The organism is Pseudonocardia oroxyli (genome assembly GCF_900102195.1).
GTDB lineage: Bacteria > Actinomycetota > Actinomycetes > Mycobacteriales > Pseudonocardiaceae > Pseudonocardia > Pseudonocardia oroxyli.
Genome location: NZ_FNBE01000030.1, coordinates 1 through 23,440, shown reverse-complemented (window position 1 = coordinate 23,440; position 23,440 = coordinate 1). Strand labels below are relative to the sequence as shown.

At 74.6% G+C, this 23,440-nt stretch carries 21 protein-coding genes and 4 pseudogenes; 13 read left to right on the top strand and 12 right to left on the bottom strand.

Annotated elements, in window-relative coordinates; translation table 11 throughout:
- From BLS43_RS30730 to BLS43_RS28365, 7 genes are all read right to left on the bottom strand, one after another.
- The coding region (locus BLS43_RS30730; RefSeq protein ID WP_218130050.1) for a pyridoxal-phosphate dependent enzyme at nucleotides 1–185 on the bottom strand (185 nt) is incomplete at its 3' end.
- A complete protein-coding gene (locus BLS43_RS30725) occupies nucleotides 182–337 on the bottom strand; it encodes a hypothetical protein (protein ID WP_245707900.1) in 156 nt (51 codons plus the stop codon). The genes BLS43_RS30730 and BLS43_RS30725, both read right to left, overlap by 4 nt.
- Before the next feature lie 93 nt (nucleotides 338–430).
- On the bottom strand, nucleotides 431–1,822 hold the full coding sequence (locus tag BLS43_RS28385; protein ID WP_093089784.1) for an MFS transporter: 1,392 nt from the start codon (nucleotides 1,820–1,822) through the stop codon (nucleotides 431–433).
- Complete coding sequence (locus BLS43_RS28380) at nucleotides 1,822–2,742, bottom strand: ketopantoate reductase family protein (RefSeq protein ID WP_093089783.1); 921 nt, start codon at nucleotides 2,740–2,742, stop codon at nucleotides 1,822–1,824. The genes BLS43_RS28385 and BLS43_RS28380 overlap by 1 nt, the downstream gene beginning before the upstream one ends.
- Nucleotides 2,743–2,819: 77 nt before the next feature.
- A complete protein-coding gene (locus tag BLS43_RS28375) occupies nucleotides 2,820–3,308 on the bottom strand; it encodes a winged helix-turn-helix transcriptional regulator (protein ID WP_093089782.1) in 489 nt (162 codons plus the stop codon).
- Between the two features lie 127 nt (nucleotides 3,309–3,435).
- A complete protein-coding gene (locus tag BLS43_RS28370) occupies nucleotides 3,436–3,702 on the bottom strand; it encodes an SDR family NAD(P)-dependent oxidoreductase (protein WP_218130049.1) in 267 nt (88 codons plus the stop codon).
- A 488-nt stretch (nucleotides 3,703–4,190) separates the two neighbouring features.
- Nucleotides 4,191–4,985 (bottom strand): IclR family transcriptional regulator, encoded by a 795-nt coding sequence (locus BLS43_RS28365; RefSeq protein ID WP_093089781.1) that lies wholly within the window; start codon nucleotides 4,983–4,985, stop codon nucleotides 4,191–4,193.
- Nucleotides 4,986–5,098: 113 nt separating this feature from the next.
- Here BLS43_RS28365 and BLS43_RS32245 point away from each other — a divergent pair.
- The 3 genes and pseudogenes from BLS43_RS32245 to BLS43_RS28350 form a co-directional block, all read left to right on the top strand.
- Nucleotides 5,099–5,344, top strand: a pseudogene (locus tag BLS43_RS32245) (acetaldehyde dehydrogenase (acetylating)); the annotation flags it as partial.
- A gap of 105 nt (nucleotides 5,345–5,449) precedes the next feature.
- Nucleotides 5,450–6,117 (top strand): annotated as a pseudogene (locus BLS43_RS28355) (hypothetical protein).
- Complete coding sequence (locus BLS43_RS28350; protein WP_093089780.1) at nucleotides 6,110–6,928, top strand: 2-keto-4-pentenoate hydratase; 819 nt, start codon at nucleotides 6,110–6,112, stop codon at nucleotides 6,926–6,928. The pseudogene BLS43_RS28355 and the gene BLS43_RS28350 overlap by 8 nt, the downstream one beginning before the upstream one ends.
- Nucleotides 6,929–6,949: 21 nt before the next feature.
- On the opposite strand, the gene BLS43_RS31815 is transcribed toward BLS43_RS28350, so the two are convergent.
- Both BLS43_RS31815 and BLS43_RS31810 read right to left on the bottom strand, forming a co-directional pair.
- On the bottom strand, nucleotides 6,950–8,056 hold the full coding sequence (locus tag BLS43_RS31815; RefSeq protein ID WP_281245881.1) for an ATP-binding protein: 1,107 nt from the start codon (nucleotides 8,054–8,056) through the stop codon (nucleotides 6,950–6,952).
- Nucleotides 8,057–8,097: 41 nt separating this feature from the next.
- A pseudogene (locus tag BLS43_RS31810) lies at nucleotides 8,098–8,967 on the bottom strand (SpoIIE family protein phosphatase); the annotation flags it as partial.
- 19 nt (nucleotides 8,968–8,986) lie between these two features.
- Between BLS43_RS31810 and BLS43_RS28335 the strand changes: the two are divergent.
- From BLS43_RS28335 to BLS43_RS28310, 6 genes are all read left to right on the top strand, one after another.
- Nucleotides 8,987–9,454, top strand: a complete 468-nt coding sequence (locus BLS43_RS28335) for a DinB family protein (protein WP_176921617.1) — start codon at nucleotides 8,987–8,989, stop codon at nucleotides 9,452–9,454.
- A gap of 77 nt (nucleotides 9,455–9,531) precedes the next feature.
- Nucleotides 9,532–10,263 (top strand): SRPBCC family protein, encoded by a 732-nt coding sequence (locus BLS43_RS28330; protein WP_218130048.1) that lies wholly within the window; start codon nucleotides 9,532–9,534, stop codon nucleotides 10,261–10,263.
- Between the two features lie 143 nt (nucleotides 10,264–10,406).
- The gene (locus BLS43_RS28325) at nucleotides 10,407–11,807 is read left to right on the top strand and encodes a cytochrome ubiquinol oxidase subunit I (RefSeq protein ID WP_093089776.1); all 1,401 of its coding nucleotides are present in this window, start codon (nucleotides 10,407–10,409) and stop codon (nucleotides 11,805–11,807) included.
- 10 nt (nucleotides 11,808–11,817) lie between these two features.
- A complete protein-coding gene (gene cydB, locus BLS43_RS28320; protein WP_093089775.1) occupies nucleotides 11,818–12,849 on the top strand; it encodes a cytochrome d ubiquinol oxidase subunit II in 1,032 nt (343 codons plus the stop codon).
- Nucleotides 12,846–16,235 (top strand): thiol reductant ABC exporter subunit CydD, encoded by a 3,390-nt coding sequence (gene cydD, locus BLS43_RS28315; RefSeq protein WP_093089774.1) that lies wholly within the window; start codon nucleotides 12,846–12,848, stop codon nucleotides 16,233–16,235. Before cydB ends, cydD begins: the two co-directional genes overlap by 4 nt.
- Nucleotides 16,236–16,374: 139 nt before the next feature.
- Complete coding sequence (locus tag BLS43_RS28310) at nucleotides 16,375–17,022, top strand: response regulator (RefSeq protein WP_093089773.1); 648 nt, start codon at nucleotides 16,375–16,377, stop codon at nucleotides 17,020–17,022.
- On the opposite strand, the gene BLS43_RS28305 is transcribed toward BLS43_RS28310, so the two are convergent.
- Entirely contained in the window at nucleotides 17,019–18,734 is a 1,716-nt protein-coding gene (locus tag BLS43_RS28305) for a sensor histidine kinase (RefSeq protein ID WP_093089787.1), read from the bottom strand. The genes BLS43_RS28310 and BLS43_RS28305 overlap by 4 nt on opposite strands.
- A gap of 157 nt (nucleotides 18,735–18,891) precedes the next feature.
- Between BLS43_RS28305 and BLS43_RS28300 the strand changes: the two genes are divergently transcribed.
- The 3 genes and pseudogenes from BLS43_RS28300 to BLS43_RS30350 all read left to right on the top strand — a co-directional run bounded on the left by BLS43_RS28300 (nucleotide 18,892) and on the right by BLS43_RS30350 (nucleotide 20,733).
- Nucleotides 18,892–19,875 (top strand): Acg family FMN-binding oxidoreductase, encoded by a 984-nt coding sequence (locus BLS43_RS28300; RefSeq protein WP_093089786.1) that lies wholly within the window; start codon nucleotides 18,892–18,894, stop codon nucleotides 19,873–19,875.
- 11 nt (nucleotides 19,876–19,886) lie between these two features.
- A pseudogene (locus BLS43_RS32240) lies at nucleotides 19,887–20,231 on the top strand (universal stress protein); the annotation flags it as partial.
- 61 nt (nucleotides 20,232–20,292) lie between these two features.
- Nucleotides 20,293–20,733 (top strand): universal stress protein, encoded by a 441-nt coding sequence (locus tag BLS43_RS30350; protein ID WP_176921615.1) that lies wholly within the window; start codon nucleotides 20,293–20,295, stop codon nucleotides 20,731–20,733.
- Between the two features lie 30 nt (nucleotides 20,734–20,763).
- On the opposite strand, the gene BLS43_RS28290 is transcribed toward BLS43_RS30350, so the two are convergent.
- The gene (locus BLS43_RS28290; protein WP_093089771.1) at nucleotides 20,764–21,624 is read right to left on the bottom strand and encodes a helix-turn-helix transcriptional regulator; all 861 of its coding nucleotides are present in this window, start codon (nucleotides 21,622–21,624) and stop codon (nucleotides 20,764–20,766) included.
- A 203-nt stretch (nucleotides 21,625–21,827) separates the two neighbouring features.
- Between BLS43_RS28290 and BLS43_RS28285 the strand changes: the two genes are divergently transcribed.
- Nucleotides 21,828–22,685, top strand: a complete 858-nt coding sequence (locus BLS43_RS28285; RefSeq protein ID WP_093089785.1) for an SDR family NAD(P)-dependent oxidoreductase — start codon at nucleotides 21,828–21,830, stop codon at nucleotides 22,683–22,685.
- A gap of 422 nt (nucleotides 22,686–23,107) precedes the next feature.
- Here BLS43_RS28285 and BLS43_RS28280 read toward each other — a convergent pair.
- Nucleotides 23,108–23,440: transposase (locus BLS43_RS28280; protein ID WP_176921616.1), on the bottom strand; the 333-nt coding region annotated here is incomplete at its 5' end.

Genomic DNA, 23,440 nt, shown 5'->3' with positions numbered 1-23,440 from the left:
GGCCGCAGCAGGCCCGCGGCCTCGGCCGCGCGCACCATCTCCAGGGCCGCCCGGTCCTTCACCGAACCGCCGGGGTTCAGGTACTCCAGCTTGACCAGGACCTGCGCCGCCAGGCCCGCGGTCAGGCGTCGCAGCCGGACCAGCGGGGTGTTCCCCACCAGGTCGAGGACGCTCTCATGGCTCACGCCGGGCCCAGCTCGAGGTGCTCGCGCAAGGTGGTCCCCTCGTACTCGGTGCGGTAGACCCCGCGTTCCTGCAGCTCGGGGACCAGCCGCTCGACGACGTCCGTGAGCGCCTGGGGAACAAGGTAGGGCAGCAGGTTGAAGCCGTCCACCACGCCTGATCGAGCTCGCGCACCTCGCCGCGGGTTCCGTGCCGAAGGAGGTCGCCGAGCTCACCGAGGACCCCGAGGCCTGGCGGACGCACTGGATCATCCGCTGACCCCCGCCGGCTCGTCGCGCCGGGCGAGCAGGGCCGCGATCACCGCGACGAGCAGCGCGCAGGCGACGGCCACCACCCAGCCGATGTCGAAGCCGCGGACGGACTGCCCGGTGGCGGCGAGCGCGGTCACGATCACCGCGACACCCACGCTCGACCCGACCTGGCGCGAGGTGTTGAGCACCCCGCTGCTGGCGCCGGTGTGCTCGTGCGGGACGAGCGCCGAGCCCGCGGCGAGCAGGTTGCCCATCGTGAGCCCGACCCCGACACCGGTCGCGACGAGCTGGGGCAGTACCGCGGTGAGGTAGGCGGGCTCCGGGGTGCGTGCCACGACCGCCCACGCCATGCCGAGCGCGAACAGGATCCCGCCGAAGACCACGAAGACGATCGGCCGGACCCCCCGTCCGTAGCGCCGCAACACGGCGGTGGTCAGCGGCACCATCAGCGGACCCGGCGCCATCGCGAGCCCGGTCTGGACGGCGCTGAAGTGCCACACGTCCTGCATCCACAGCGAGTTGGCCAACAGCATGATCCCGAACGCCGCCGCGAACACCAGCATGGCCACGTTGACCAGCGGGAACCCGCGCAGTCGCAGCATCGCGGGCGCGATCAGCGGGTTGGCGTGGACCCGGCTCCGGACGACGAACCCCACCCCGGCGACGACGAGCACCGCCGCCGACACGAGCACCGTGGGGGTGAACCCGTCGGCGGGGGCCTCGATCACGACGGCGACGAGCGCGGCCACCGTCGCCGAGAGCAGCAGCGCGCCGAGCAGGTCGGGGTGCGGCGCGTCCGGCCTGCCGGCGGTGCGCGGCACCCGGAGGGCACCCAGCAGGAAGGCCGCGACGCCGATCGGCAGGTTGATCAGGAAGATCCACCGCCAGTCGAGCGCGACGAGCAGGCCGCCCAGGGTAGGCCCGGTGGCGGCGGCGAGCGCGCCGACGGCGGCCCAGTTCCGCACCGCGTGCGCACGTCCCTCGACCGGCGTGACGCCGAGCAGCAGGCTCAGCGAGGCGGTGGTCAGCATGGCCGCGCCGACCCCCTGGACCACGCGGAAGGCGACCAGCGCGGCGAGGTTCGGCGACAGGGCGCACAGCACCGAGGCGAGGGTGAACACCACCATCCCGGCCTGCACGACCCGCCGGGCCCCGTACCGGTCCGCCGCGCGCCCGGACACGATCAGCAGCGCGGCGAGCGCGATCGCGTAGCCGTTGATGACCCAGGACAGGCCCGCGAGGGAGCTGCCGGACAGGGACCCGCCGATCGCGGTGATCGCGACGTTCACGACCCACAGGTCGAGGTTGACCATGAACCCGGAGATGAGGGCGACCGCGGTCGTGGCGCGCCGCGCTCCGCGGTCGACGCCCGCGGACACGGCGGACATCAGCCCGCCCCGTTCGCGGACACACGCAGCCGGACCGCCGCGGCGGCCAGCGTCGGCACCGGGACGCCCAGCGCGGTCGCCCGGCGCACGAGGTCGCCGAGGATCGGCTCGACCTCCGTCGGCCGCCCGGGGGCCAGGTCCCGGTAGAGCGAGGTGGTGAACCCCGACCCCGGGGTGAGCAGGGCCCCCTCGACGCGGGCCCGGGCGTCGTCCCGCAGCGGTCTCCCCGCGGCGGCCAGCACCGCGGTCGCCTCGGCGATGATCGCCGCGACGACCTCGGCGCCGCCCTCGACCGCGGTGACCTCCCCCGCGGTCCCGCCGAGCAGTGTTCCGGTCGCTCCGCCCGCGGCCATGAAGTGCCACTTCTCCCACATGTCCTGCACGATCGTGGTCGAGCCGGTCACGTCGAACCCGGCGCCGTCGAGCGCGGCGACGATGTCCGCGACCCGCGGCGACGGGCGTCCGTCGAGCTCACCGAGCCGCACCGACGCCCCGGGGGCCGGCGTGCGGACCGCGCCGTCGGCGTCGAGCCTGCTCACCACCAGGCACAGCCCACCGAGCACCGCGGCGGGACCGAAGCGCTCGGCCAGCACGTCGAGGTGGCGGACGCCGTTGAGCAGCGGGAGCACCGCGGTCCGCGGACCGACCGCCTTCGCGACGTCCTCCACCGCCGACTCCAGGCCCGGCCCCTTCACCGCGAGCAGGACGACGTCCACGGGTTCCGCGAGCTCGTCGGCCGTCACCACCCGGACCGGGAGGACCGTCCGCTCGTCCGCCGGGCCGACGAGGACCAGCCCCTCCGCCCGCAGCCGCGCGGCCCGCGGGCCCCGCACCAGGAACGACACGTCGGCACCCGCACGGGCCAGCGCCCCGCCGAACCACCCGCCCACCGCGCCCGCACCGACCACCAGAATCCGCATCGCCCTCCCCTTTCCGGGCGTCAGACTGACGCGCTAGCTAGCTTGAAGCAAGCAAAGTGGGCGAGGAGACACCACCGTCAGTCGGTGCGTGCACCCTCGAGGTCCACATGGGCACCGTCGCTCGGCCGGGTCCAGCGCACGTTGTCCGCGTCGAGCCGCCGCCCGCACGCCGTACATACGTCCGCGCTCTGCGCGGCCGCCCCGCACCCACGACAGTTGATCCCCAGCCGCCTGCCCTCGGGATGGGGCGCGTGCTGCTCGGCCCACAACGCGTAGGCGTGCAGGATGGGCAGCGTCGACGCCCCCGCCTCGGTCAGCCGGTACTCCGCACGGGGACGCGCACCCGCCCCCGCCGCCACCCGCTCGAGCAGCCCGGCGGCGACCAGCCGCTTCAACCGCGCGCTCAGCGCCTTGTCGGTGATGCCCGTCCGGCCCGCGAACTCCTCGAACCGCACCGCTCCCGCGAAGGCCTCGCGCAACAGGACGAGCACCCAGGGGTCGCCGACCACCTCGACCCCCCGCGCGATCGAGCACGGCTTCCCCGACCAGTCGGACCGCAGCGGCATGCACCCTCCTTCAACGAGCTATCCCGAAGGTAGCTCATTCCTCAGGGCAGGATGGAGTCCACGTAGCCGCCGTCGGACCGCACCGCGCCGCCCGTCGTGGAGGTGGCCAGGTCCAAGCACAGGTAGGTCACCGTGTTCGCGATGACGGCACCTGCAGCAGCAGGTCGTCCACGTCCTGGGCGGCCGTCAGGTCCGCCACCACGCCGCTGACGGTCGCGTCCGGCACGGCGTCCCGGACCTGCTTCGCCGCGGCCTCCACCCGGGAACCGTCCCGCCCGTTCACCACGACCGCGGCGCCCGCCTCCGCGAGCCGCACCGCGACGGCGTGCCCGATGCCCTGGGTGGACCCCGTCACGAGCGCCACCCGCCCGCCGAGATCGAGATCGATCGCCATCGATCGCCATCCCTCGTCCTCCTCGTCGCGGCCCGCCGACGAGCACCGCCACGGACAGGAGGGCGAGCGTCGCCGTGACGAGCATCGTCACGCCCATGGCGATCGGACTCGAGCCCACGATCGGCGACACCGCGGCGCCGAGTCCGAACTGCAGCGCCCCGAGCAGGGCGGACCCGGTGCCCGCCACGTCCCGCACCTCCCCGGTGGCCAGCGCGGCCCCGGTCCCGAGCACGAAACCCATGCAGGTGGTGACCAGGAAGAGCAGCACCAGCACCGGCCAGAGCGGTGCTCCCGCCAGCACCACCGCGAGGAACGCGGTCGGGCCACAGCGGCCACGACGGGGAGGACGGCGACGACGGGCACCCCGAGGGCGAACGCGGCCGCGATCGATCGTGACCTCCCCGCGCGGTTCGGCGGCGATCACCGCCCGCCTGGCTCCGACCTCCCTGACGCGGAGTCTCCTGGTCGTCGCAGGTCGGGGAAGCCCACTACCCCGGCCGGGAACGCACGTCCTCCGGCAGCCATCCGGCGGACCGCAGGGACCGTGAGATGCCCAGCGCGGCGGTGCGCACCGCGGGGGCCAGCCGGCTCGGGTCGACGCGCGTCGACCGCCCCGTGATCGACACCGCAGCCACGACCTTCCCCGAGGTCGCGAACACCGGTGAGGCGACGCAGGCGACGCCGACGGTCGACTCCTCCCGTTCCTCCCCCACGCCGGTCTCCCGGATCCGCGCCAGCTCGCGCTCCAGGAGCCCGGGGGCGACCACCGTCCGCGGGGTCCTGCGCTCGAGGGGCCCCGCGAGCACCTCGCGGACGACGTCGGCCGGGGCGTGCGCGAGCAACACCTTGCCCACGGCCGTGCAGTACAGCGGCATCCGCCCGCCGACCCGCGAGTCCACGTCGGGGACCCGCCTGCTCTCCAGCTTCTGCACGTAGAGCACCTCCGCCCCGTCCGACACCGCGAGGTGGACCGTCTCCCCGGTCGCCTCCCGCAGGTCGGCCAGGTGCGGCGCGGCCGCGTCGCGGAGGCTGCGCGGCCGCGCGGCGAGCTGGCCCAGCTCGAACAGCCGGGTGCCGACCCGGACCCCCTCGGCAGAGATCTCCACCGCGCCCTGCTCGGCCATCTGGTGCACCAGCCGGTGCACCGTGGCCTTGCTCAGTCCCGTCCGTCGGGCCAACTCCGACAGGCTCAGCGCACCGTCCGTCGGGCGGAAGGCCGCGAGCAGACCGAAGGCACGACCGATGACCGAGGTCGGACCGCCGTCCCGCTGAGTCGAACGCATCGCTGGAGTGTCCACGCGCCGCCCTGCGATCGTCCAGTCATGTCCCAGCACCCACCGGAGCCGGTCACCGCCGCCATCGTCGGACCGGGCAACATCGGCACCGACCTGCTCGTCAAGCTCCAGCGCAGCGCGCCCCCCGCTACGCCGAGGCCGGCATCCAGGCCGTCGACCTGACCCCCGCCCACCTCGGGCCGATGGTGTCGCCCCCCGTCAACGGGGCCGCCCACCTCGACGCCCCGAACGTCTCGATGATCACCTGCGGCGGCCAGGCGACGATCCCGATCGTGCACGCGGTCTCGCGGGTCACACCGGTCCCGTACGCCGAGATCGTCGCCTCCGTCGCCTCCCGCGGCGCCGGGGAACGCCGACTACCTGCCCGCCTACGCGGGCAACCTCGACATCATGACGGCCGCCGCGGCCCGCGTCGGCGAGCTGATGGCCATCGCCAGGCAGGAGTCCGCGGCATGAGCGGCACGATCAGGCCCACCCTCACCCGGGACGTCCGGATCATCGACACCACGCTGCGCGACGGCAGCCACGCCATGGCCCACCGCTTCACCGAGTCCCAGGTCCGCGACACGGTCCGCGCTCTGGACCGGGCGGGCGTCGAGGTCATCGAGGTCTCCCACGGCGACGGGATCGGCGGGTCGTCGTTCAACTACGGCTTCTCCCGCACCGACGAGACGACGCTGATCGCCGCCGCCCGCGAGGAGGCCACGAGCGCGAAGATCGCCGTCCTCCTCGTCCCCGGCATCGGGACCGCCGAGGACCTGCGGCGCGCCCACGCGCTCGGCGCCGGGGCGGGCAACTCCCCCACCGAGGTGCTCGCCGCCGTCTTCGACCGGCTCGGCGTGGACACCGGTCTCGACGTGCTCGGGTTGATCGACGCGGCCGAGGACGTCGTGCGTCCGTACCTGCCACGGTGGCCGAAGATGGACCGCAACGCCATCGTGCAGGGCTGGGCCGGGGTCTACTCCTCTTCCTCCTGCACGCGGAACGGGCGGCCGACCGCTACAAGGTCCCGGCTCACGAGATCCTGCGCCGGTGCGGCGAGCTCGGCTACGTGGGCGGCCAGGAGGACATGATCATCGACGTCCCGCTCGAGCTGGCCCGGGAGCACGGCCATGGGTGAGCCCACACAGGACGCCGTGACGGTGCAGGACGCACCGCGCAAGGCCGAGGCGCTCTACGAGGCCCGACGGAACCGGGTGCCCATCGCCCCCTTCACCGACGCGGAGCCACACCTCACCCTCGCCGACGGATACGCCATCCAGCAGGCCCTGGTACCGATGCTGCTCGACGACGGTGACGAGATCGTCGGCTACAAGGTCGGCCTGACGTCCGTCGCGATGCAGCAGCTCATCGGGGTCGACTCCCCCGACTTCGGGCCGGTGCTGCGGTCCACCCGCTACGGCAACGGGGCGGAGGTGCCGCTGGACCGCTTCATCGCGCCCAAGATGGAGGCGGAGATCAGCTTCGTCCTGGGCGAGCGGCTGACGGGCCCCGACGTCACGGTCGAGCAGGCCCGGGCCGCCGTGCGGGGCGCGGTGGCCTCCATCGAGATCGTCGACTCCCGGGTCGCCGACTGGCGGATCCGGCTGGCCGACACCGTGGCCGACCTCGCCTCCAACGGCGCGTACGTGGTGTCCGACGACGTCGTTCCCCTCGACGACATCGACACCCGCCTCACCGGGATGGTGCTCTCCCGCAACGGGGAGGTGATCGCCACCGGAGCGGGCGCGGCCGCGCTCGGCGACCCGATGGCGGTCGTCGCCTGGCTCGCCACCGTGCTCGGCGCCCGGGGCGTCGCGCTCGAACCGGGCCACCTCGTGATGACGGGCGCCCTGCACGCCGCGGTCCCCATGGCCGCGGGCGACACCTTCCGGGCCGAGTTCGACAGACTCGGCGTGGTGGAGTCCCCCATCGTCGCCTCGCTCGGCTGAACCCGGCGCCGTCGGATCCCGTCAGGTGTCGTGCGGGCCGGGCGGGCGGCTCGGTTGGTGGGGCAGTCGCACGAGGGTGAGGATCTGGTCGGCCACGGTGCCCGGGGGTGCCACCAGGGTGAGGGAGGCCCCGTCGACGCACCGCTGCCGGGCCAGGATCAGGACGGAGACCCCGGCGCTGGCCAGGTGGGTGACGCCGGTCAGGTCGACCACCAGCGACGTGGCCCCGCCGTGGCTCCGGCGGATCATCTCGCGGTCGAGGACGGGGGCGTTGACGACGTCCAGCGGCCCGTCCACGCGGATCGCGTCACCGTCGCCGCCCGACAGGTCGAGGATCAGGAACGGGTCGGCGTCGCGCTCGCTCCGGCCGTCCCCCCATGCCTGCGTGTCGCCGGTGAGCAGGGTCGCCGCCCGGGACAGGGCGAGCTCGATCGACGCCGTGGTCCCGTCGTCGGCCCGGTCGAGGGTGAAGGCGTCGGCGAGTTCGCCGGTCATGGACAGCCCCCACCCCCGCGCCGGGCCCCCTCCGGGCGGTGTCCAGCGCCCACGGTCACGGACCTCGACACGGAGCAGACCGCGCGGGGTCACCGTCGCGGTCACCGAGACCGGGCCGGTCCCCGAGGGGCCGTAGGCGTGCTCGACGGCGTTGGTGACCAGCTCGCCCACGGCGTGCTGCGCGGCGACCACATCGGCCTCGTCGGCGTGCCACGTGCGCAGCCACGCCCCCAGCGCTCGGCGGTGCTCGTCCACGACCTCCGCAGACGCACGCGTCTCCAGGACCAGGTCGGGCACCGGAGCGACCCGCTGGGCGGCGAGCAGGGTGATGTCGTCGGCGTGCCCGGTCCCCCGCACCACCAGCTCGATGCCCTCGGTGCTCACCCGGCGCGGCACCGACCGGAACGGCGAGGGCAGTCCGCGCCCGGCCGCGATGTCGGCGACCACCTGGGCCAGTTCCACGGTGCTCCCCGCCAGGTCCCGCCCGGGCCGTTCGATGATGCCGTCGCTGTAGAGCAGCAGCAGCTCACCCTCGCCGAGCTGCTCGCAGGCGACCGGGAACCCGACACCGCTGGTGAGGGGCCCGGCCCCGGTCGGAGTGAGGTAGCGGGCCGGACCGTCCGCCGAGACCAGCAGCGGGGCCGGGTGTGCCCCGCGGTGCAGTACTCGACGGTTCCCCGGCGCGGATCGACCACGGCCACGCAGAGCGTCGCCGCGCGGGCACCGCGGATGTCCTTCGCCGCCGCGTCCAGCCCGTCCAGCGCGGCCTCGACCAGGCCGCCCCCGGCACCGCCACCCCGGGCCAGACGGTCCCGCAGCAGCACCCGCAGCTGCCCCATCGCCGCCGAGGCCGCGACTCCGTGGCCGACCACGTCACCGACCACCAGGGCCACCCGGCCGTCGGCGAGTGCGAAGGCGTCGAACCAGTCCCCGCCGGCCGCGGTGTCTGTGTCGGCGAGCAGGTAGGAGGCGGCGATGTCCAGTCCCGGGATCACCGGCACCCCGCGCGGCAGCAGTTCGCGCTGCAGGGTGGTGATCACGTCCCGGGCCTGCTCGTAGCGTTCCCGCGCCTCCTTCGCCTCGGCCTGGGCCGCACGCCGCGCCTGCACCTGCTCGGTGACGTCCGAGATCTGGGTGAGCAGCCCGACCACCGTCCCGTCGGTGCCGAAGCGCGGGACCACGTCGAAGGTCAGGAAGGTCTCCCCCGTCGCGTTCCAGTAGACCCGCCACTCCCGCCCCGACTGGGCTCGACCCGTGGCGTAGACCCGGTCCAACAGCTCGAACAGGTTCTGCCCCTCCGCCTCGGGCATGACGTCCCGGATGGGCCGCCCGACGAGATCGGGCGCCTGGAGGAACTCCCGGTAGGCCCGGTTGGCCGCGGCGAAGCGGTGCTCGGGCCCCTCCACGTAGACGAGCATGATCGGCATCTCGTCGAACGCGGCCTGGACCACCCCGGCCTCGCCGGCCGGCCCGTCCCCGACGCCATCACCCACCGGGCAGGAGTACCCACTCCCCCCGGGTTGACGCGTGGGCCCCGGCCACATGCCGGTTCGGCAAGACGACATGCTCACCGCGGAGGGCTCGGGCACCATCGGCGCCATGCGCAGCCGACTCGAGGACCTGATCGACGAGCAGCGGGTCGCCCTGCACGACAGCCTGGACGGGCTGTCCGAGGAGGAGGCCCGACGCCGGCTCGTCCCCTCGCGGACGACCCTGCTCGGCCTGCTCACCCACGTCACCTGGGTGGAGGGGGTCTGGTACGGCGAGGCGATCACGGGGAAGCCGCAGCGCGGCACCCCGGACTCGTCGTTCCGGCTGCGGAAGTCGGACACCGTCGACTCCGTGCGGGCCCGCCATCGGGAGGCCTGCGCGGCCTCCCGCAAGGCGGTCGCCGCGCTCGAGCTCGACGCCGTCGTGACCGGTCGGGGGGAGCGACGGCTGTGGGAGATCCACGTCCACATGCTCCGCGAGCTCGCCCGACACGCCGGGCACGCCGACATCCTGCGCGAACAGGTCCTCGCGGCCCGGTGAGGAGCCCGCCCACGCGGCGCGGGCGACCACCCCGGCCCGACCCCGGCCCCGGAGGGGCCGAACGACCGGTGGGCCCCGTGTCCGTCGCCCCTGGCCACCGGCTCCTCCTCGGCGGCAGGCTGAGCGGCATGTCGGAACGAGCGTCGACGCCGTCACGTCTCCCCTGGCTCCGCGCGCCCACCGGCGCCGAGCTCGGCCGGCAGGTCGGTGCGGTCCTCGCCGACCTCCCGCTGTTCCTGACCGCACCGTTGTACCGGCGTCGCCACCTGTGCTGGGGCGCCGAACCGTCCGAGGTGGCGGCCGCCCTGCCGGGGGACGAGCTCTGCCCGGGCGCCTCGTTCCGGGCCACCCGGGCGATCTCCATCGCCGCCCCGCCCGAGCAGGTGTGGCCGTGGCTGGTGCAGGTCGGTGCGGGGCGCGGCGGCTGGTACAGCGACGACCTGCTCGACAACCTGGCCCGCCCCAGCGCCACCGAGGTACGGGAGGACCTCCAGCACCTCGAGGTGGGCGGATGGGTGCCGATGTCCCCGTGGGGGACGCCGACGGAGCGCACCGCCTTCCGCGTCGAGGCGTTCGACGCCCCCCGCTGGTTGCTGTGGGCCAAGCCCGACAGCTCCTGGGTCTGGCGCCTGAGCCCGTTGCCCGACGGCGGCACCCGCCTGGTGACGAGGGTCCGGGCCCGCTACGACTGGTCCCGTCCGCTCACGGCGCTGTTCGGCGTGGTCCTGCTGGAGCTGGGCGACTTCGCCATGCAGCGGCGGATGCTGCGCGGCATCAGGACCCGCGCGGAGCGCCTCGCCGCCGGATGACCGCCGGGGGCCAGGTCGGGACCTTCGTCCCGACCACCCCCACCGAGGGTCCCGCCGACCCGCGCCCCTCGGCCCTCGCGACGGACCCCGGCGGGCGGCGAGCCTGATCACCGACCGGAACCGCCGGTGGCCAGGAGGGCCGGATGAACCTCGATCTCGCACGGTGGCAGTTCGCGATCACCACCGTGTACCACTTCCTCTTCGTCCCGCTGACGATCGGGCTGTCCTTCCTCGTCGCCGGCATGCAGACGGCCTGGGTCCGCACGGGCGACGACCGCTACCTGCGGATGACGAGGTTCTGGGGCAAGCTGTTCCTGATCAACTTCGCCATCGGCGTGGTGACCGGCATCGTCCAGGAGTTCCAGTTCGGGATGAACTGGAGCGACTACAGCCGGTTCGTCGGCGACGTCTTCGGCGCCCCGCTCGCGATCGAGGGGCTGCTCGCCTTCTTCCTCGAGTCGACCTTCCTGGGCCTGTGGATCTTCGGCTGGGACCGGCTGCCCAAGAGGGTGCACCTGGCCTGCATCTGGCTGGCCTCGATCGGCACGATGCTCTCGGCGTACTTCATCCTCGCCGCGAACTCCTGGATGCAGCACCCGGTCGGCTCCGTCGTGAACGACGCCACCGGCCGGGCCGAGCTGAAGGACTTCGGCGCGGTCCTGACCAACTCGACGGCCGTCGGCGCGTTCGCGCACACCCTCACCGCCTGCTTCGTGACCGCCGGGGTGTTCGTGCTCGCGATCAGCGCCTGGCACCTGCGCCGCGCTGATCGGCCCGGCACCCACACCGAGGTCTTCCGGCCCTCGATCCGGGTCGCGCTGGTGACGCTGCTGGTCGGCAGCCTGGGCGTCGTCGTCAGCGGCGACCTGCAGGCCCGGTTGATGACCGAGCAGCAGCCGATGAAGATGGCCGCCGCCGAGGCGCTGTACGACACCGTGGCGCCCGCGTCGTTCTCGCTGGTCACCGTCGGCTCGCTCGACGGGTCGCAGGAGGTCTGGAGCCTGCGGGTGCCGCGGGTGCTGTCGTTCATGGCCACCGGCTCCTTCGACGGGACCGTCGAGGGCGTCCACGACCTGCAGGCGCGCAGCGAGCAGACCTTCGGCCCGGGTGACTACACCCCTAGCATCCCCACCACCTACTGGACCTTCCGGCTCATGATCGGGTTCGGGATGCTGGCCGGGCTGCTCTCGCTCGTCGGGCTCTGGCTGACCCGCAAGCGGGCGACGAGACCGATCCCGCGGTGGTTCCTGACCAGCTCGATCGTCGCCCTGTTCCTGCCGTTCGCGGCCAACACGGCGGGCTGGATCTTCACCGAGATGGGCCGCCAGCCGTGGCTGGTGTTCGGCATGCTCCGCACCGCCGACGGCGTCTCGCCCGCGGTGTCCACGACCTCGGTGTGGATCTCCCTGATCGTGTTCACCCTGCTCTACGGCGGGCTCGCCGTCGTCGAGGTCGGGTTGATGCTGCGCTACGTCAAGGCCGGTCCGCCGCCGCCCGCCGGCGTCGTGCCGATCGCGACGCCCACCCCGTCCGTCAGCTACTAGGAGCCCGGTCATGGAGCTCACCACCCTCTGGTTCCTGCTCATCGCCCTGCTCTGGACGGGTTACTTCGTCCTGGAGGGGTTCGACTTCGGTGTCGGGATGCTGCTGCCCGTCGTCTCCCGGGACGAGACCGACCGCCGCGTCGCGCTCGGCACGATCGGCCCGGTCTGGGACGGCAACGAGGTCTGGCTGCTCGTCGCGGGCGGCGCCACGTTCGCCGCCTTCCCCGAGTGGTACGCCTCGCTGTTCTCCGGCTTCTACCTCGCCCTGCTCCTGCTGCTGGTGGCGTTGATCCTGCGCGGAACGGCCCTGGAGTACCGCGGGAAGCTGGACGACGACCGGTGGCGCCGCCGCTGGGACGCCGCGATCGTCGGCGGCTCGTTCGTGCCCGCGCTGCTGTGGGGCGTCGCGTTCGCCGACATCGTCCGCGGGGTCCCGCTCGACGCGGACCACGAGTACACCGGCACGTTCTTCACGCTGCTCAACCCGTTCGCGCTGCTCGGCGGCGTCACCACGGTGCTGCTGTTCGCGCTGCACGGCGCGGTGTTCCTCGCACTCAAGACCACGGGGGACGTCCGGACCCGCGCGATCGGCGTCGCGAAGGTCACCGGTCCCCTGCTGGTCGTGGCGGGCGGAGGGTTCCTGGTCTGGGCCGTGCTCGCCTACGGTCCGCTGTGGACGCTGGTCCCGGCCGGGGTCGCCGCCGTCGGGCTCGTGGCCGGGACCCTGCTCGCCGCCCGCGGACGTGAGGGCTGGGCGTTCCTCGCCACCGCGGGGGCGATCGTCGCCATCGTGGTGACGCTGTTCGGCACGCTGTTCCCGGACGTCCTGCCCGCCACCGACCCGGCGCACAGCCTGACCACCACGAACGCCTCCTCGACCGCGTACACGCTCACGATCATGACCTGGGTCGCGGTCGCCCTGACGCCGATCGTGCTGGCCTACCAGGCCTGGACGTTCTGGGTGTTCCGCAGGCGGCTGACCCGCGACGACGTGGCGGGCGAGGCCGGGCTGCCGGTGCGCACGGGGGCCCACGCCCGATGAGGCCGCTCGATCCCCGCCTGCTCCGCCAGGCCTCCGGGGCCCGCCGCTTCGTGCTGCTCGGGCTGGGCGTGGCCGTCGCCACCGCCGCCCTGGTGATGGTCCAGGCCGATCTGCTGTCCCGGGTGGTCGCGGACGGGTTCCTGGGCGGCGTCGGGCTCGATCTGCTCGCCCCGCTGCTGGGGCTGCTGCTCGCGGCCGTCGCCGGGCGGGCGGGGCTGGCGTGGATCGCCGAGGTGGCCGCGCACCGCGCGTCCGCGGACGTCGTGCGCGAGCTGCGCGGCCGCATCGTCGGGCACGTGCTGCGGCTCGGGCCGCGGCGCGCCGACCTGCCCCCGCGCGGTGAGCTCGCCACGCTCACCGCGCGCGGGCTCGACGACCTGGAGGGCTACTTCGGCCGCTACCTGCCCGCGCTGCTGGTCGCGGCCGTGGTCCCGGCGATGCTCGGGGTCCGGATCCTCACCGCGGACTGGGTGTCGGCGGTGATCGTCGGGCTGACGGTGCCGCTGGTCCCGGTGTTCGCGGTCCTGGTCGGCCTGCACACCGAACGCGCGACGGCCCGGCAGTGGCGGGCGTTGGCGGTGCTCGGCCACCACTTCCTCGACCTCGTCTCGGGCCTGGACGTGCTCGTCGCCTTCGGCCGGGACCGGCACCAGACCTCCGGTCTGCGCACGCTCGCGGAGGCCTACCGCCGCGCCACGCTGCGCACACTGCGGGTCGCGTTCCTGTCCTCGCTGGTCCTGGAGCTGGTGGCGACGCTGTCGGTCGCGCTGGTCGCCGTATCGATCGGCCTGCGGCTGGTCGACGGCTCCCTGGACCTGGGCACCGGGCTGCTGGTCCTGCTGCTGGCACCGGAGGTGTACCTGCCGCTGCGCGCGGTCGGCGCGCGCTTCCACGACGCCGCCGCCGGGACCGCCGCGGCGGGCGCGGCACTCGACCTGCTGGACACCGCCGCACCGGAGTCCGGCCGGGCGGGCGCTCCCGATCCCGCGCTGGTGGGGCTCCGGCTGCGGGGCGTGCGGGTCGACGGGCGGCTCACCGCACTCGACCTGGATCTCCCGCCCCGCGCCGTCGTCGGGATCACCGGACCCAGTGGCTGCGGCAAGTCGACGCTGCTGGACGTGCTCGCGGGGCTGCGGGCCCCCGACGGCGGCACGGCCCTCGCAGGCGACACGGACCTCGCCGCCGTCGAGCCGACGTGGTGGCGCCGCCGGGTCGCCTGGGTGCCGCAGCGTCCGGTCCTGACCGGGGACACGGTGCGGGAGGCGATCACCCTCGCCGCGCCCGACGCCGGCCCGGCGAGCGTGGCCCGCGCGGCCCGGCTGGCCTGCCTGGACCTGCCGCTGGACACCCCGCTCGGCGAGGACGGGGGCGGGCTCTCGACCGGGCAGCGGCGCCGGGTGGCGCTCGCCCGCGCGATCCTCGCCGACCGGCCCCTGCTGCTGCTCGACGAGCCCACCGAGGGCGTCGACGCCGACACGGAGACCCGGATCGGCGAGTCGCTGGACGAGATCGCGGCCGGGCGCACCGTCGTGGTGGTCAGCCATCGGGCCGACGTGCTCGGGCGATGCCATCGTGTCGTCTCCCTCGCACCCCCCACCGAGCAGCCGGGGGCGGGCGGGGAGACCCCGCTCCCGGCCCGGCCCACCCCGGCCGGGTCCGCCGACGACGCGGCCACCCCCCGACCCCCGGCCGCGACGCGACCGACGCCCCGGCCGTCGCGGCCGGGCCCACCCGGCCTGCCGGCCTGGGTCCGGCAGGCCGCACGGGAGCAGCGCGCGCGGCTCGTCCTGGCCGTGCTGCTCGCGGCGTCGGCCTGGGGCTCGGGGGTGGCGCTGACCGCCACGTCGGCCTGGCTGATCTCCACCGCGGCGCTGCAGCCGCCGGTGCTGACCCTGATGGTGGCCATCGTCGCGGTCCGGGCGTTCGGGCTGGGCAAGGGGGTGTTCCGTTACGCCGAGCGCCTCGTCTCGCACGACGCCGCGCTGCGCGTCGGCAGCGCCCTGCGGGTGCGGCTGTGGGGCGATCTCGTCCGGCTGGGGCCCGCCGCCACCGCCCGGCACCGCCGCGGGGACCTGCTCGTCCGGCTGATCGCGGACACCGACGCCCCGCAGGACCTCCTGGTCCGCGTGCTGCTCCCCGGGTGCGCGGCGCTGCTGGTGGGCGGCGCGGCGGTGGCGGGGTTCCTGCTGCTGCTCCCCGCCGCGGGGCTCGCCCTCGCCGTCGGGCTGCTCGTCGCGGGGGTCGGTGCGCCCGCGGTCGCGGCGTGGGCCGCGCACCGCAGCGAGCACCGGACCGCGGCCCTGCGCAGCGAGGTCGCCTCGCGCACCGTCGAGCTGCTCGACGCCGCCGCGGACCTGCTGGTCTTCGGCGCGGCCGACCGCCACCGCCACGCACTCGCGCACGTCGACGACCAGCTCGCGACGGCCCGGCGGCGGGCCGCGACGGCCACCGGGGCGGGCACCGCCCTGGCGGTCCTCGCGATCGGCGCGACGGCGGTGGTCTGCGCGGCGCTGGGCCTCGCGGCCTACGCCGACGGCCGGATCGCCGGGCCGGTGATCGCCGTTCTCGCGCTCACCCCGCTCGCGCTCGCCGAGATCGTCGCCGGGCTCCCGGAGGCGGCCGTCCGGTTGCTGTCCATCGTGCCCGCGGCCGAACGGCTGCAGTCACTGGAGTCCCTGGAGCCGGCGGTCGTCGATCCCGAGCACGCCCCCGACGCGGCCTCACCCACCACCCTGGACGCCGAGGACCTCGCGGTGCGCTGGCCCGGCTCGGACAGCGACGCCGTCGCCGGGTTGGATCTCGACCTGGCCGTCGGACACCGGATCGCGCTGGTCGGGCCCTCGGGCAGCGGCAAGTCCACGGCGGTCGCCGCGCTGCTGCGCACCCTCGCGCCGCGGGCGGGCACCCTGCGTGCGGACGGCAGGGACGTGCGGATGCTGCGCGGCGAGCAGGTGCGGGACGGCATCGCGTGGTGCGGGTCGTGGACACACCTGTTCGACGGCTCGCTGCGTGCCAACCTCACCCTCGCCGCCCCCGACGCGACCGACGCCGAGCTCGTCGCCGTCCTGCGGCGGGCCCGGCTCGGCGGCTGGTTCGCGAGGCTGCCCGCGGGTCTCGACACCCCGGTCGGCGCGCACGGCGGCACCGTGTCCGGCGGCGAGCGCCAACGCCTCGGCATCGCCCGGGCACTGCTCGCCGACCGCCCCATCCTGGTGCTCGACGAGCCCACCGCCCACCTCGACGAGGCCACCGCCGCCGCCCTGAGCACCGAGATCCTCGCCGCGACGGCGGACCGGACCGCACTCGTCGTCACGCACCGACCGGACCACACCCCCGGACTCACCCGGGTCGAGGTGGGCCGCGAGCCCGTCCGGAGTGGACGATGACCGAGCAGTCGACCGCTGGACTCGGTGCCGTGTCGACGCGGAACCGGGTCCTACGGCCCTACCGACCCGGGACCTCCGCACGGGCCCAGGCCTGGTCACCGGCGGCTACCGTGGAACCGACACCCACGAAGGAGAGCCCGTGACGATCTCGGTGTTCCTGCTCGACGATCACGAGATCGTCCGCCGCGGCATCGCCCAGCTGCTCGAGACCGAGGACGACATCCAGATCGTCGGCGAGGCCGGCACCGCCGCCCAAGCCCTTGCCCGCATCCCCGCCGCCCGACCCGACGTCGCCATCCTCGACGTCCGGCTCCCCGACGGTGAAGGCGTCTCGGTCTGCCGCGAGGTCCGCTCCACCATGGACCCCGCCCCCGCCTGCCTGATGCTCACCTCCTTCTCCGACGACGAAGCCCTCTTCGGCGCCATCCTCGCCGGCGCCGCAGGCTATCTGCTCAAACAGGTCGCAGGCACCGACCTCATCGGCGCCGTCCGCACCGTCGCCGCAGGCGGCTCACTGCTCGACCCCAAAGCCACCGCCACCGTGCTCGACCGGCTCCGGCACGGCCGCCACGAACCCGAGGACCCCCGCTACGACTCGCTGAGCCCCCAGGAGAGACGCATCCTCGAGCTCATCGCCGACGGACTCACCAACCGCCAGATCGGCCAGGAGCTCTACCTCGCCGAGAAGACCGTCAAGAACTACGTCTCCTCCCTGCTGCACAAACTCGGTTACGCCCGCCGCACCGAGGCCGCCGTCTACGCCGCCCGACGTCGCACCTCCCGCTAAGCGGGCTCGGTCAGCGGGACCCGCCAGGTCAGCCGGGTCCCACCGGCCGGGCGCCTGCCGACGTCGAGCTGTCCGCCGAGGACCTGCGCCCGGTCGGCCAGGTTGCGCAGCCCACTGCGGGCGACGTCGTCCGGGATTCCGGTGCCGTCGTCGACGACCTGCAACACCAGGTCCGCACCCACCTCCAGGGTCACGGTCACCGTGCGCCCGCCGCAGTGCCGGACGGCGTTGCTGACCGCCTCCCGAGCGGCGGCGAGCACCTGCGGCACCAGCTCGGCCGGGACGAGGGTGTCCACCGCGCCGGACGTCTTCAGCGAGGCCACGAGCCCGGAGTCCGCGGCCAGCTCGGTCACCGTGTCGAGCAGAGCGCGACGCAGGCCCCGGTCCCCCTGCTCGGCGGAGTGCAGGTCGAAGATCGACGTGCGGATCTCCCGCACGGTCTCGTCCAGCTCGCCCACGGCGTGGGCGATGCGGTCGGCCACCTCCGGCTGGGTCGACCGGCGCATCGTGCTCTGCAGCTGCAGCCCGGTGGCGAACAGCCGCTGGATGACGACGTCGTGCAGGTCCCGGGCGATCCGGTCCCGGTCGGCGAGCACGTCGAGCTGCCGTTGGGTGCGGCCCTTCTCCGCCAGCTCCAGCGCGAGCGCCGCCTGCTGGCCGAAGGAGAGCACCAGCGGCACCTCGACCGGCTGGAACAGGTCGCCGCCCGCGCCGCGGATCGCGATCAGCACGCCGATGATGCGCTCCGCGGAGCGCATCGGGACCACGGCGACGGGGCCGAGCCCGGCGCCGTCCCACGGCGCCTCGACGAGCGTGCCCGGGGTGTCGGCCAGCACCGGGCCCCGGCTGTCGGCCAGCTCCTGCAACGCACCGCCCGGTTCGATGCCCTCGGCCGGGAGGTCGTCCCCGGCGACGCCGTCGCAGGCACCCAGGCGGTAGCGCCCGTCCTCGTCCGGGCCGAGCAGGACGACCGCCGCGGCCGAGCGGGTCAGTTCCCGAGTGCGCACCGCGACGAGCTGCAGGACCTCCTCCTCGCCCGCGCCCGCCAGGACGTCCGCCCGCACCTCGGCCAGTGCCTCCAGCCACTGCTGCCGCGACCTGCTCTGCTCGAACAGGTCCGCGTTCTGCACCGCGATCCCCGCGGCGGCCGCGAGCGCCTGCAGGACCACCTCGTCGTCCGCGGTGAACTCGCCCCCGCCGAGCTTCTCGGCGAGGTAGAGGTTGCCGTAGACGGCCTCCCGCACCCGTACCGGCACACCCACGAAGCTGCGCATCGGCGGATGGTTCGCCGGGAACCCCACCGACGCCGGGTGCGCGGTCAGATCGGCCAGCCGCAGCGGCCGCGGCTCCATGATCAGCTGCCCGAGCAGACCCTTGCCGGTCGGGGGGCGGCCCATCGTCTCCCGCTGCCCGGGGTGCAGACCCACGTCGATGAACCGGGCGATCGAGCCGTCGGCGGCGAGCACGCCCAAGGCGCCGTAGCGGGCGTCGACCAGGTCCACAGCGGACTGCACGATGCGCCGCAGGGTGGTCTCCAGCTCCAGCCCCGCAGCCACGGCGAGGACGGCGTCGAGCAGGCTCTGCATCCGGTCGCGGCCCGCGGCGATCTGGCCGAGCCGCTCCTGCACCTCTTCCAGCAGCTCCTGCAACCGCAGCCCGGACAGCACACCGGACACCGGCGAGCCCGCCCGTCCCGTGGGATCGACCCCCATGGCCGTCACCTCCCTGCACATCACACCGCGCCCCGGCCCGTCCGCGGACGGGCCGAACACCCCGAACCGGTGAGGACCTTCGACGCTAGTCGGTGCCCGGCCGGGCGTGGAGCGTGTGTCGGAGCACGGTGGTCCGGGACGACACGGCGGAGTGGTGATGATCGAGACGACGGCGACGCTCGGGCTGGGGGAGCCGGCACTCCACGACGTGCTCCGGGCGGCGAGCCGCGCGCCGTCGCTGCACAACACCCAACCGTGGTCCTTCCGGGTGTCCGAGCACGCGATCGAGCTGTGGGCCGACCGGACCAGGCAGCTGCGGGTCGCCGACCCGAGCGGTCGCGAGCTGCGGATCGCCTGCGGAGCGGCGCTGCTCAACCTCCGGCTCGCGCTGCTGGGGCAGGGGGTCAAGCCGCTGGTGAGCGTGCTGCCCGACCCGACGCAGCCCGATCTGGTCGCGATCGTCCGCCGCGGCGGCACCCGCCGGGCCACCCCCGCGCAGCGGCGGCTGCTCGAGGCGATCCCCCGCAGGCACACCAACCGCACCCCGTTCACCGACGGCGCGATCGCGTCCGCCGCGCTGCACGACCTCCGCCGCGCCGCCCTGGACGAGGGCGCCTGGCTGCACCTCGTGACCGACCCGGCCCAGCGGACCGAGCTGAGCGACCTGGCCCGCCACGCCCACGAGGTCCAGGTGTCCGACCCGGCCTTCGCCGCCGAGCTCGAACGCTGGACCGGCCACGACGAACCCCGGTCCGACGGGGTGCCCGCCGCGTCGGGCGGCCCGCTCCCCCGTCCCAACTCGGTGTGGGTGATGCGCGACTTCACCCGGGGCAACGGGAAGCCGGACCCCGGGTTCGAGGCCGACCCGATCATCGCCGTGCTCACCGCGCACTCCGACGGCCCCCACGAGGAGGTCCGTGCGGGCGAGGCCCTCGAACGGGTGCTGCTCACGGCCACCACCCACGGCCTCTCCGCCTCCTTCCTCTCCCAGCTCGTCGAGGTCCCGGACGCCCGCCAGAGCCTGCGCCGCATGCTCGGTGGCTTCCGCCCGCCACTGGTCGTGCTCCGACTCGGCCACGGCTGGCCCGTCCCCACCACCCCACGCCGCCCCTACCCGGACCTCGTCCACACCGTCCACTGAGGAGCCCCCCGATGACCAGGCCGCTGTCCGCGGCGGCGCGCCGCCCGGGCGCCCGACCCACCACCTCCGGGGTGGCCGTCGCCGTCGACGGCACCGAGGCGGGTGTGCGCGCGACCCGGTGGGCCGCCCACGAGGCCGTCCTGCGCGGCGTCGAGCTGACCCTGCTGCACGCCGCCCCGGCCGCGGCCGGCCCGCCCGGGTCGCGACACGACCACGCCGCCGGGCTCCTCGCCCGGGCCCACACCGTGGCGCGCCAGGCCGAGCAGGAGGTCCGTACCCGCGCCGAGACCGCGGGGGACGACCCGCGCGCGGCCCTGGTCGAGGCCTCGCGACACGCCGCCCTGCTGGTGCTCGGGTTCGACGGCGCCGGGCCGTCCTCGCTCACGCTCGACATCGCGGGGCTGGCCTGCTGCCCCGGTGGTCGTCGTCCCCCCGGGCGGGTCCCCCGATGGGCCGGTGGTGGCCGCGGTCCGCGATCTCGCGACGGACGCGGCGGTGCTCCGGCAGGCCCGGGACGCCGCCGCCCGATCGGGTGCCGCCCTGAAGGTCGTGCACGCGGCCCGCTCCGCCCGGGAAGGCGCCGCGGCCCTGGAGGACATCGAGGACTGGCTGTGGCGATGGGGGACGCCGCCCTACTCCGTGCACCTGTCCCGGGGCCGCCCGCTGGAGGTCGTCGTCGACCGCTCCGCGCACGCCCGGCTGCTCGTGATGGGGTCCGCCGAGCCCCACCGGCCGCTGCTCGGGCCCGCGGCCCGCGGAGCCCTGCGGCTGGCGGCCTGCCCCGTGTTGATCGCCGCCGAGCCCCTCGACCCGTCGCCGACGCGGGGCGGACCGCCCCCGGTGATCTCGTCGAGGTGAGGATCGCCGGGCGGGCCACGCGGCGGGACCTCAGGATCCCGAGCGGGTCCTGCCCGCCGGCTGGGCCCAGCTGGCGAGCAGGTCCATCGCCTCGCGGGAGCGGGTGCCGGCCTCGGTGGTGTAGACGAACAGGGTCTGGTCGGGGTCACCGGGCATCGTGAAGGTCTCGTAGTCGACCGTGAGCTCTCCGACCACCGGGTGCCGCAGCCGCTTCGCCCCGAAGGTGCGCTGGAAGACCCGGTGGCTCGACCACCACGTCCGGAACTCCGCGCTCTGCGCGGTCAGCTCGGCCACCAGGTCGCGGATGCCCCGGTCCTGCGGGTGCTCGCCGAAGTCGAACCGCAGACTCTCCACCGCGCTGCGGGCCTGCTCCTCCCAGTCCACGAACAGCTCCCTGGCCTGGTCCGACAGCAGCATCCAGCGTGCGTAGTTGCGCTGGGGCGCCGGAACGGCGTCGAAGTCGGTCAGCAGCGCGCGCAGCATCCGGTTGGACGCCAGGACGTCCGTGCGCCTGCCGAGGATCAGGGCGGGCTGGACGTCGAAGGTGTCGAGGAGCTGGTGCAGCCCGGGGCGCACACGCTGCACCCGCTGCGGTGCGCGCGTGCGGGAGGTGCCCCCGACCAGGTGCCCGAGGTGGGCGCGACCGACGTCGTCCAGCCCCAACGCCCGCGCGACCGCGTCGAGCACCCCCTCCGACGGGGTGATCGGCCGCCCCTGCTCCAGCCGCGTGTAGTAGTCCGTGGACACCCCGGCGAGCAGGGCCACCTCCTCGCGGCGCAGCCCCTTCACCCTCCGCACCCGGCCGTCCGCGGGCAGGCCTGCCCGCAGCGGGTCCTGCTCCGAGCGGGCCCGGCGTAGGAAGTCCGCCAGTTCCCGGTTCGTCTCGGCCATGGCCCGATCATGCCGCACCGTCCCCTGTTCACGGGGCCGCGAACGTGGGTCGCCGAGTCCTGGTCAGCCGGGACCCGGCCCGCGCAGACCCAGGTCGAAGCACCCCTGTCGTGGCCCCCCACGGGCCGTCTCCCGATCGGAGACTCGTGATCACCGGCGAGCGGACGCCGGCCGACACACCGATCCGGACGGAGCACACCGACATGGCGCACCCCACCCCCACCGCACCCCGCACCTGGTTCGTCACGGGGGCCTCCCGCGGGCTCGGTCTCGAGCTCGTCTCGCAGCTCCTCGAGCGCGGCGACCACGTCGCGGCCACCACCCGCTCCGCAGCGCGCCTCACCGCCGCGCTGGGCGACACCGACACCACCCGGCTGCTCGCGCTGGAGGTCGACCTCGCGGACGCCGAGCAGGTCGCGGCGGCGATCACGGCCACGACCGACCGCTTCGGCGGGCTGGACGTCGTGGTCAACAACGCGGGCTACGGCTTCCTCGCCGCCGTGGAGGAGGTGACCGATGCGGAGGCCCGCGCGATGTTCGACGTCCAGGTCTTCGGCGTCTGGAACGTCCTGCGAGCGGCGCTGCCCCTGTTCCGGGCCCAGCGCGGCGGACACGTCCTCAACATCTCGTCCATCCTGGGCCTCACCACGTTCCCGGGCTGGAGTCTCTACTGCGCGGGCAAGTACGCGCTGGAGGGCCTGACCGAGTCGCTCGCGGCGGAGGTGGCCGACCTCGGGATCGCGGTGCACCTCATCGAGCCGGGCTACCTGCGCACCGACTTCCTGCGGCCGCAGTCGCTGGGCCTGCCGGCGGCCACCACGGACGCCTACCCGGCCGTCCGGGAGATGACCGAGCAGCACCAGGCGATGGCCGGTACCCAGCTGGGCGACCCCGCCAAGGCCGCCACCGCGATCATCGACGTGGTCGACACCGGCGATGCCCCGCTGCACCAGCTGTTGGGCTCGGACTCCTACGGCCTCGCGCAGGCGAAGGTGCAGACCTTGACCGCCGACATCGAGGCCGGGCAGGCGCGGGCGCTCACGACCGACTTCGCGACCTGACCCACCCTGGCCCCGGGGGGGGAAAGTGGCCCCGATGAGCGCCGTGCCGGCCTCGGCCGCAGGCTCCAGCGCGCTGGCGAACGGCCGGCGCAGCAGCGGTACCTGCGGGACGTCTCCACCTACAAGACGCACGTCAACGCGCAACACGGCTCGTGGGCCACGGTGTACGCCCGTTCCTCCTCGGGCTGAACCCCCCGGCGTGAACCGGGCGACGGCCGGGGCGCAGGTGTTCCCCCGTCCGCAGCCGGGTGGGGTCACGGGCGAGTGTCGTCATGCCGAAGCCGCTCTGCGCCCGCGCTACACGCGCACTCCTAGGAGACTGCTGAATTAGGGCGGTCTCCGGGCGGGGTAGCTGCGAGGGCAGCCTGTTTCGGACGGGGTTGTGAGGTGTGCGTGGTGTGGCCTGGGCGGCCGGAGGCCGGTCAGGCCAGGGCCCAGCTCCCGGTGGGCGGTCGGTGCAGGCCCAGGGCGAGGAGTCGGCGCAGGTTCAGTCCGGCGGCGCGGTGGGACAGCCAGAGATCGTTGGCGCGGACGCCGCGGAATCTCAGCCGTCGGTTGCCGCGGGTCAGCCAGGCCATGCTGCGTTCGACCATCGGCCGGTGCCGGCGGTAGATCTCGACGAGCTCGGGGTCTCGAGCGGCGAGGCGGTGTGCGCGTTGCAGCGCGTCGTGCGGGTGCAGTCGCAGCGTCCGTCCAGTGGCCGCGGTGGTGCATCGAGCGGCCAGTGGGCAGCCGCGACAGCGCGCCCCGAACAC

Bases quoted from the DNA above. Each gene is read 5' to 3' on its own strand.
- BLS43_RS28375 (WP_093089782.1), bottom strand. From the start codon at position 3,308: ATGCCGCTGCGGTCCGACTGGTCGGGGAAGCCGTGCTCGATCGCGCGG.
- BLS43_RS28300 (WP_093089786.1), top strand. From the start codon at position 18,892: ATGATCGAGACGACGGCGACGCTCGGGCTGGGGGAGCCGGCACTCCAC.
- BLS43_RS28285 (WP_093089785.1), top strand. From the start codon at position 21,828: ATGGCGCACCCCACCCCCACCGCACCCCGCACCTGGTTCGTCACGGGG.
- BLS43_RS28380 (WP_093089783.1), bottom strand. From the start codon at position 2,742: ATGCGGATTCTGGTGGTCGGTGCGGGCGCGGTGGGCGGGTGGTTCGGC.
- BLS43_RS28305 (WP_093089787.1), bottom strand. From the start codon at position 18,734: ATGGGGGTCGATCCCACGGGACGGGCGGGCTCGCCGGTGTCCGGTGTG.
- BLS43_RS28350 (WP_093089780.1), top strand. From the start codon at position 6,110: ATGGGTGAGCCCACACAGGACGCCGTGACGGTGCAGGACGCACCGCGC.
- BLS43_RS28370 (WP_218130049.1), bottom strand. From the start codon at position 3,702: ATGGCGATCGATCTCGATCTCGGCGGGCGGGTGGCGCTCGTGACGGGG.
- BLS43_RS28365 (WP_093089781.1), bottom strand. From the start codon at position 4,985: ATGCGTTCGACTCAGCGGGACGGCGGTCCGACCTCGGTCATCGGTCGT.
- BLS43_RS28385 (WP_093089784.1), bottom strand. From the start codon at position 1,822: ATGTCCGCCGTGTCCGCGGGCGTCGACCGCGGAGCGCGGCGCGCCACG.
- cydD (WP_093089774.1), top strand. From the start codon at position 12,846: ATGAGGCCGCTCGATCCCCGCCTGCTCCGCCAGGCCTCCGGGGCCCGC.
- BLS43_RS28290 (WP_093089771.1), bottom strand. From the start codon at position 21,624: ATGGCCGAGACGAACCGGGAACTGGCGGACTTCCTACGCCGGGCCCGC.
- cydB (WP_093089775.1), top strand. From the start codon at position 11,818: ATGGAGCTCACCACCCTCTGGTTCCTGCTCATCGCCCTGCTCTGGACG.
- BLS43_RS28325 (WP_093089776.1), top strand. From the start codon at position 10,407: ATGAACCTCGATCTCGCACGGTGGCAGTTCGCGATCACCACCGTGTAC.
- BLS43_RS28335 (WP_176921617.1), top strand. From the start codon at position 8,987: ATGCTCACCGCGGAGGGCTCGGGCACCATCGGCGCCATGCGCAGCCGA.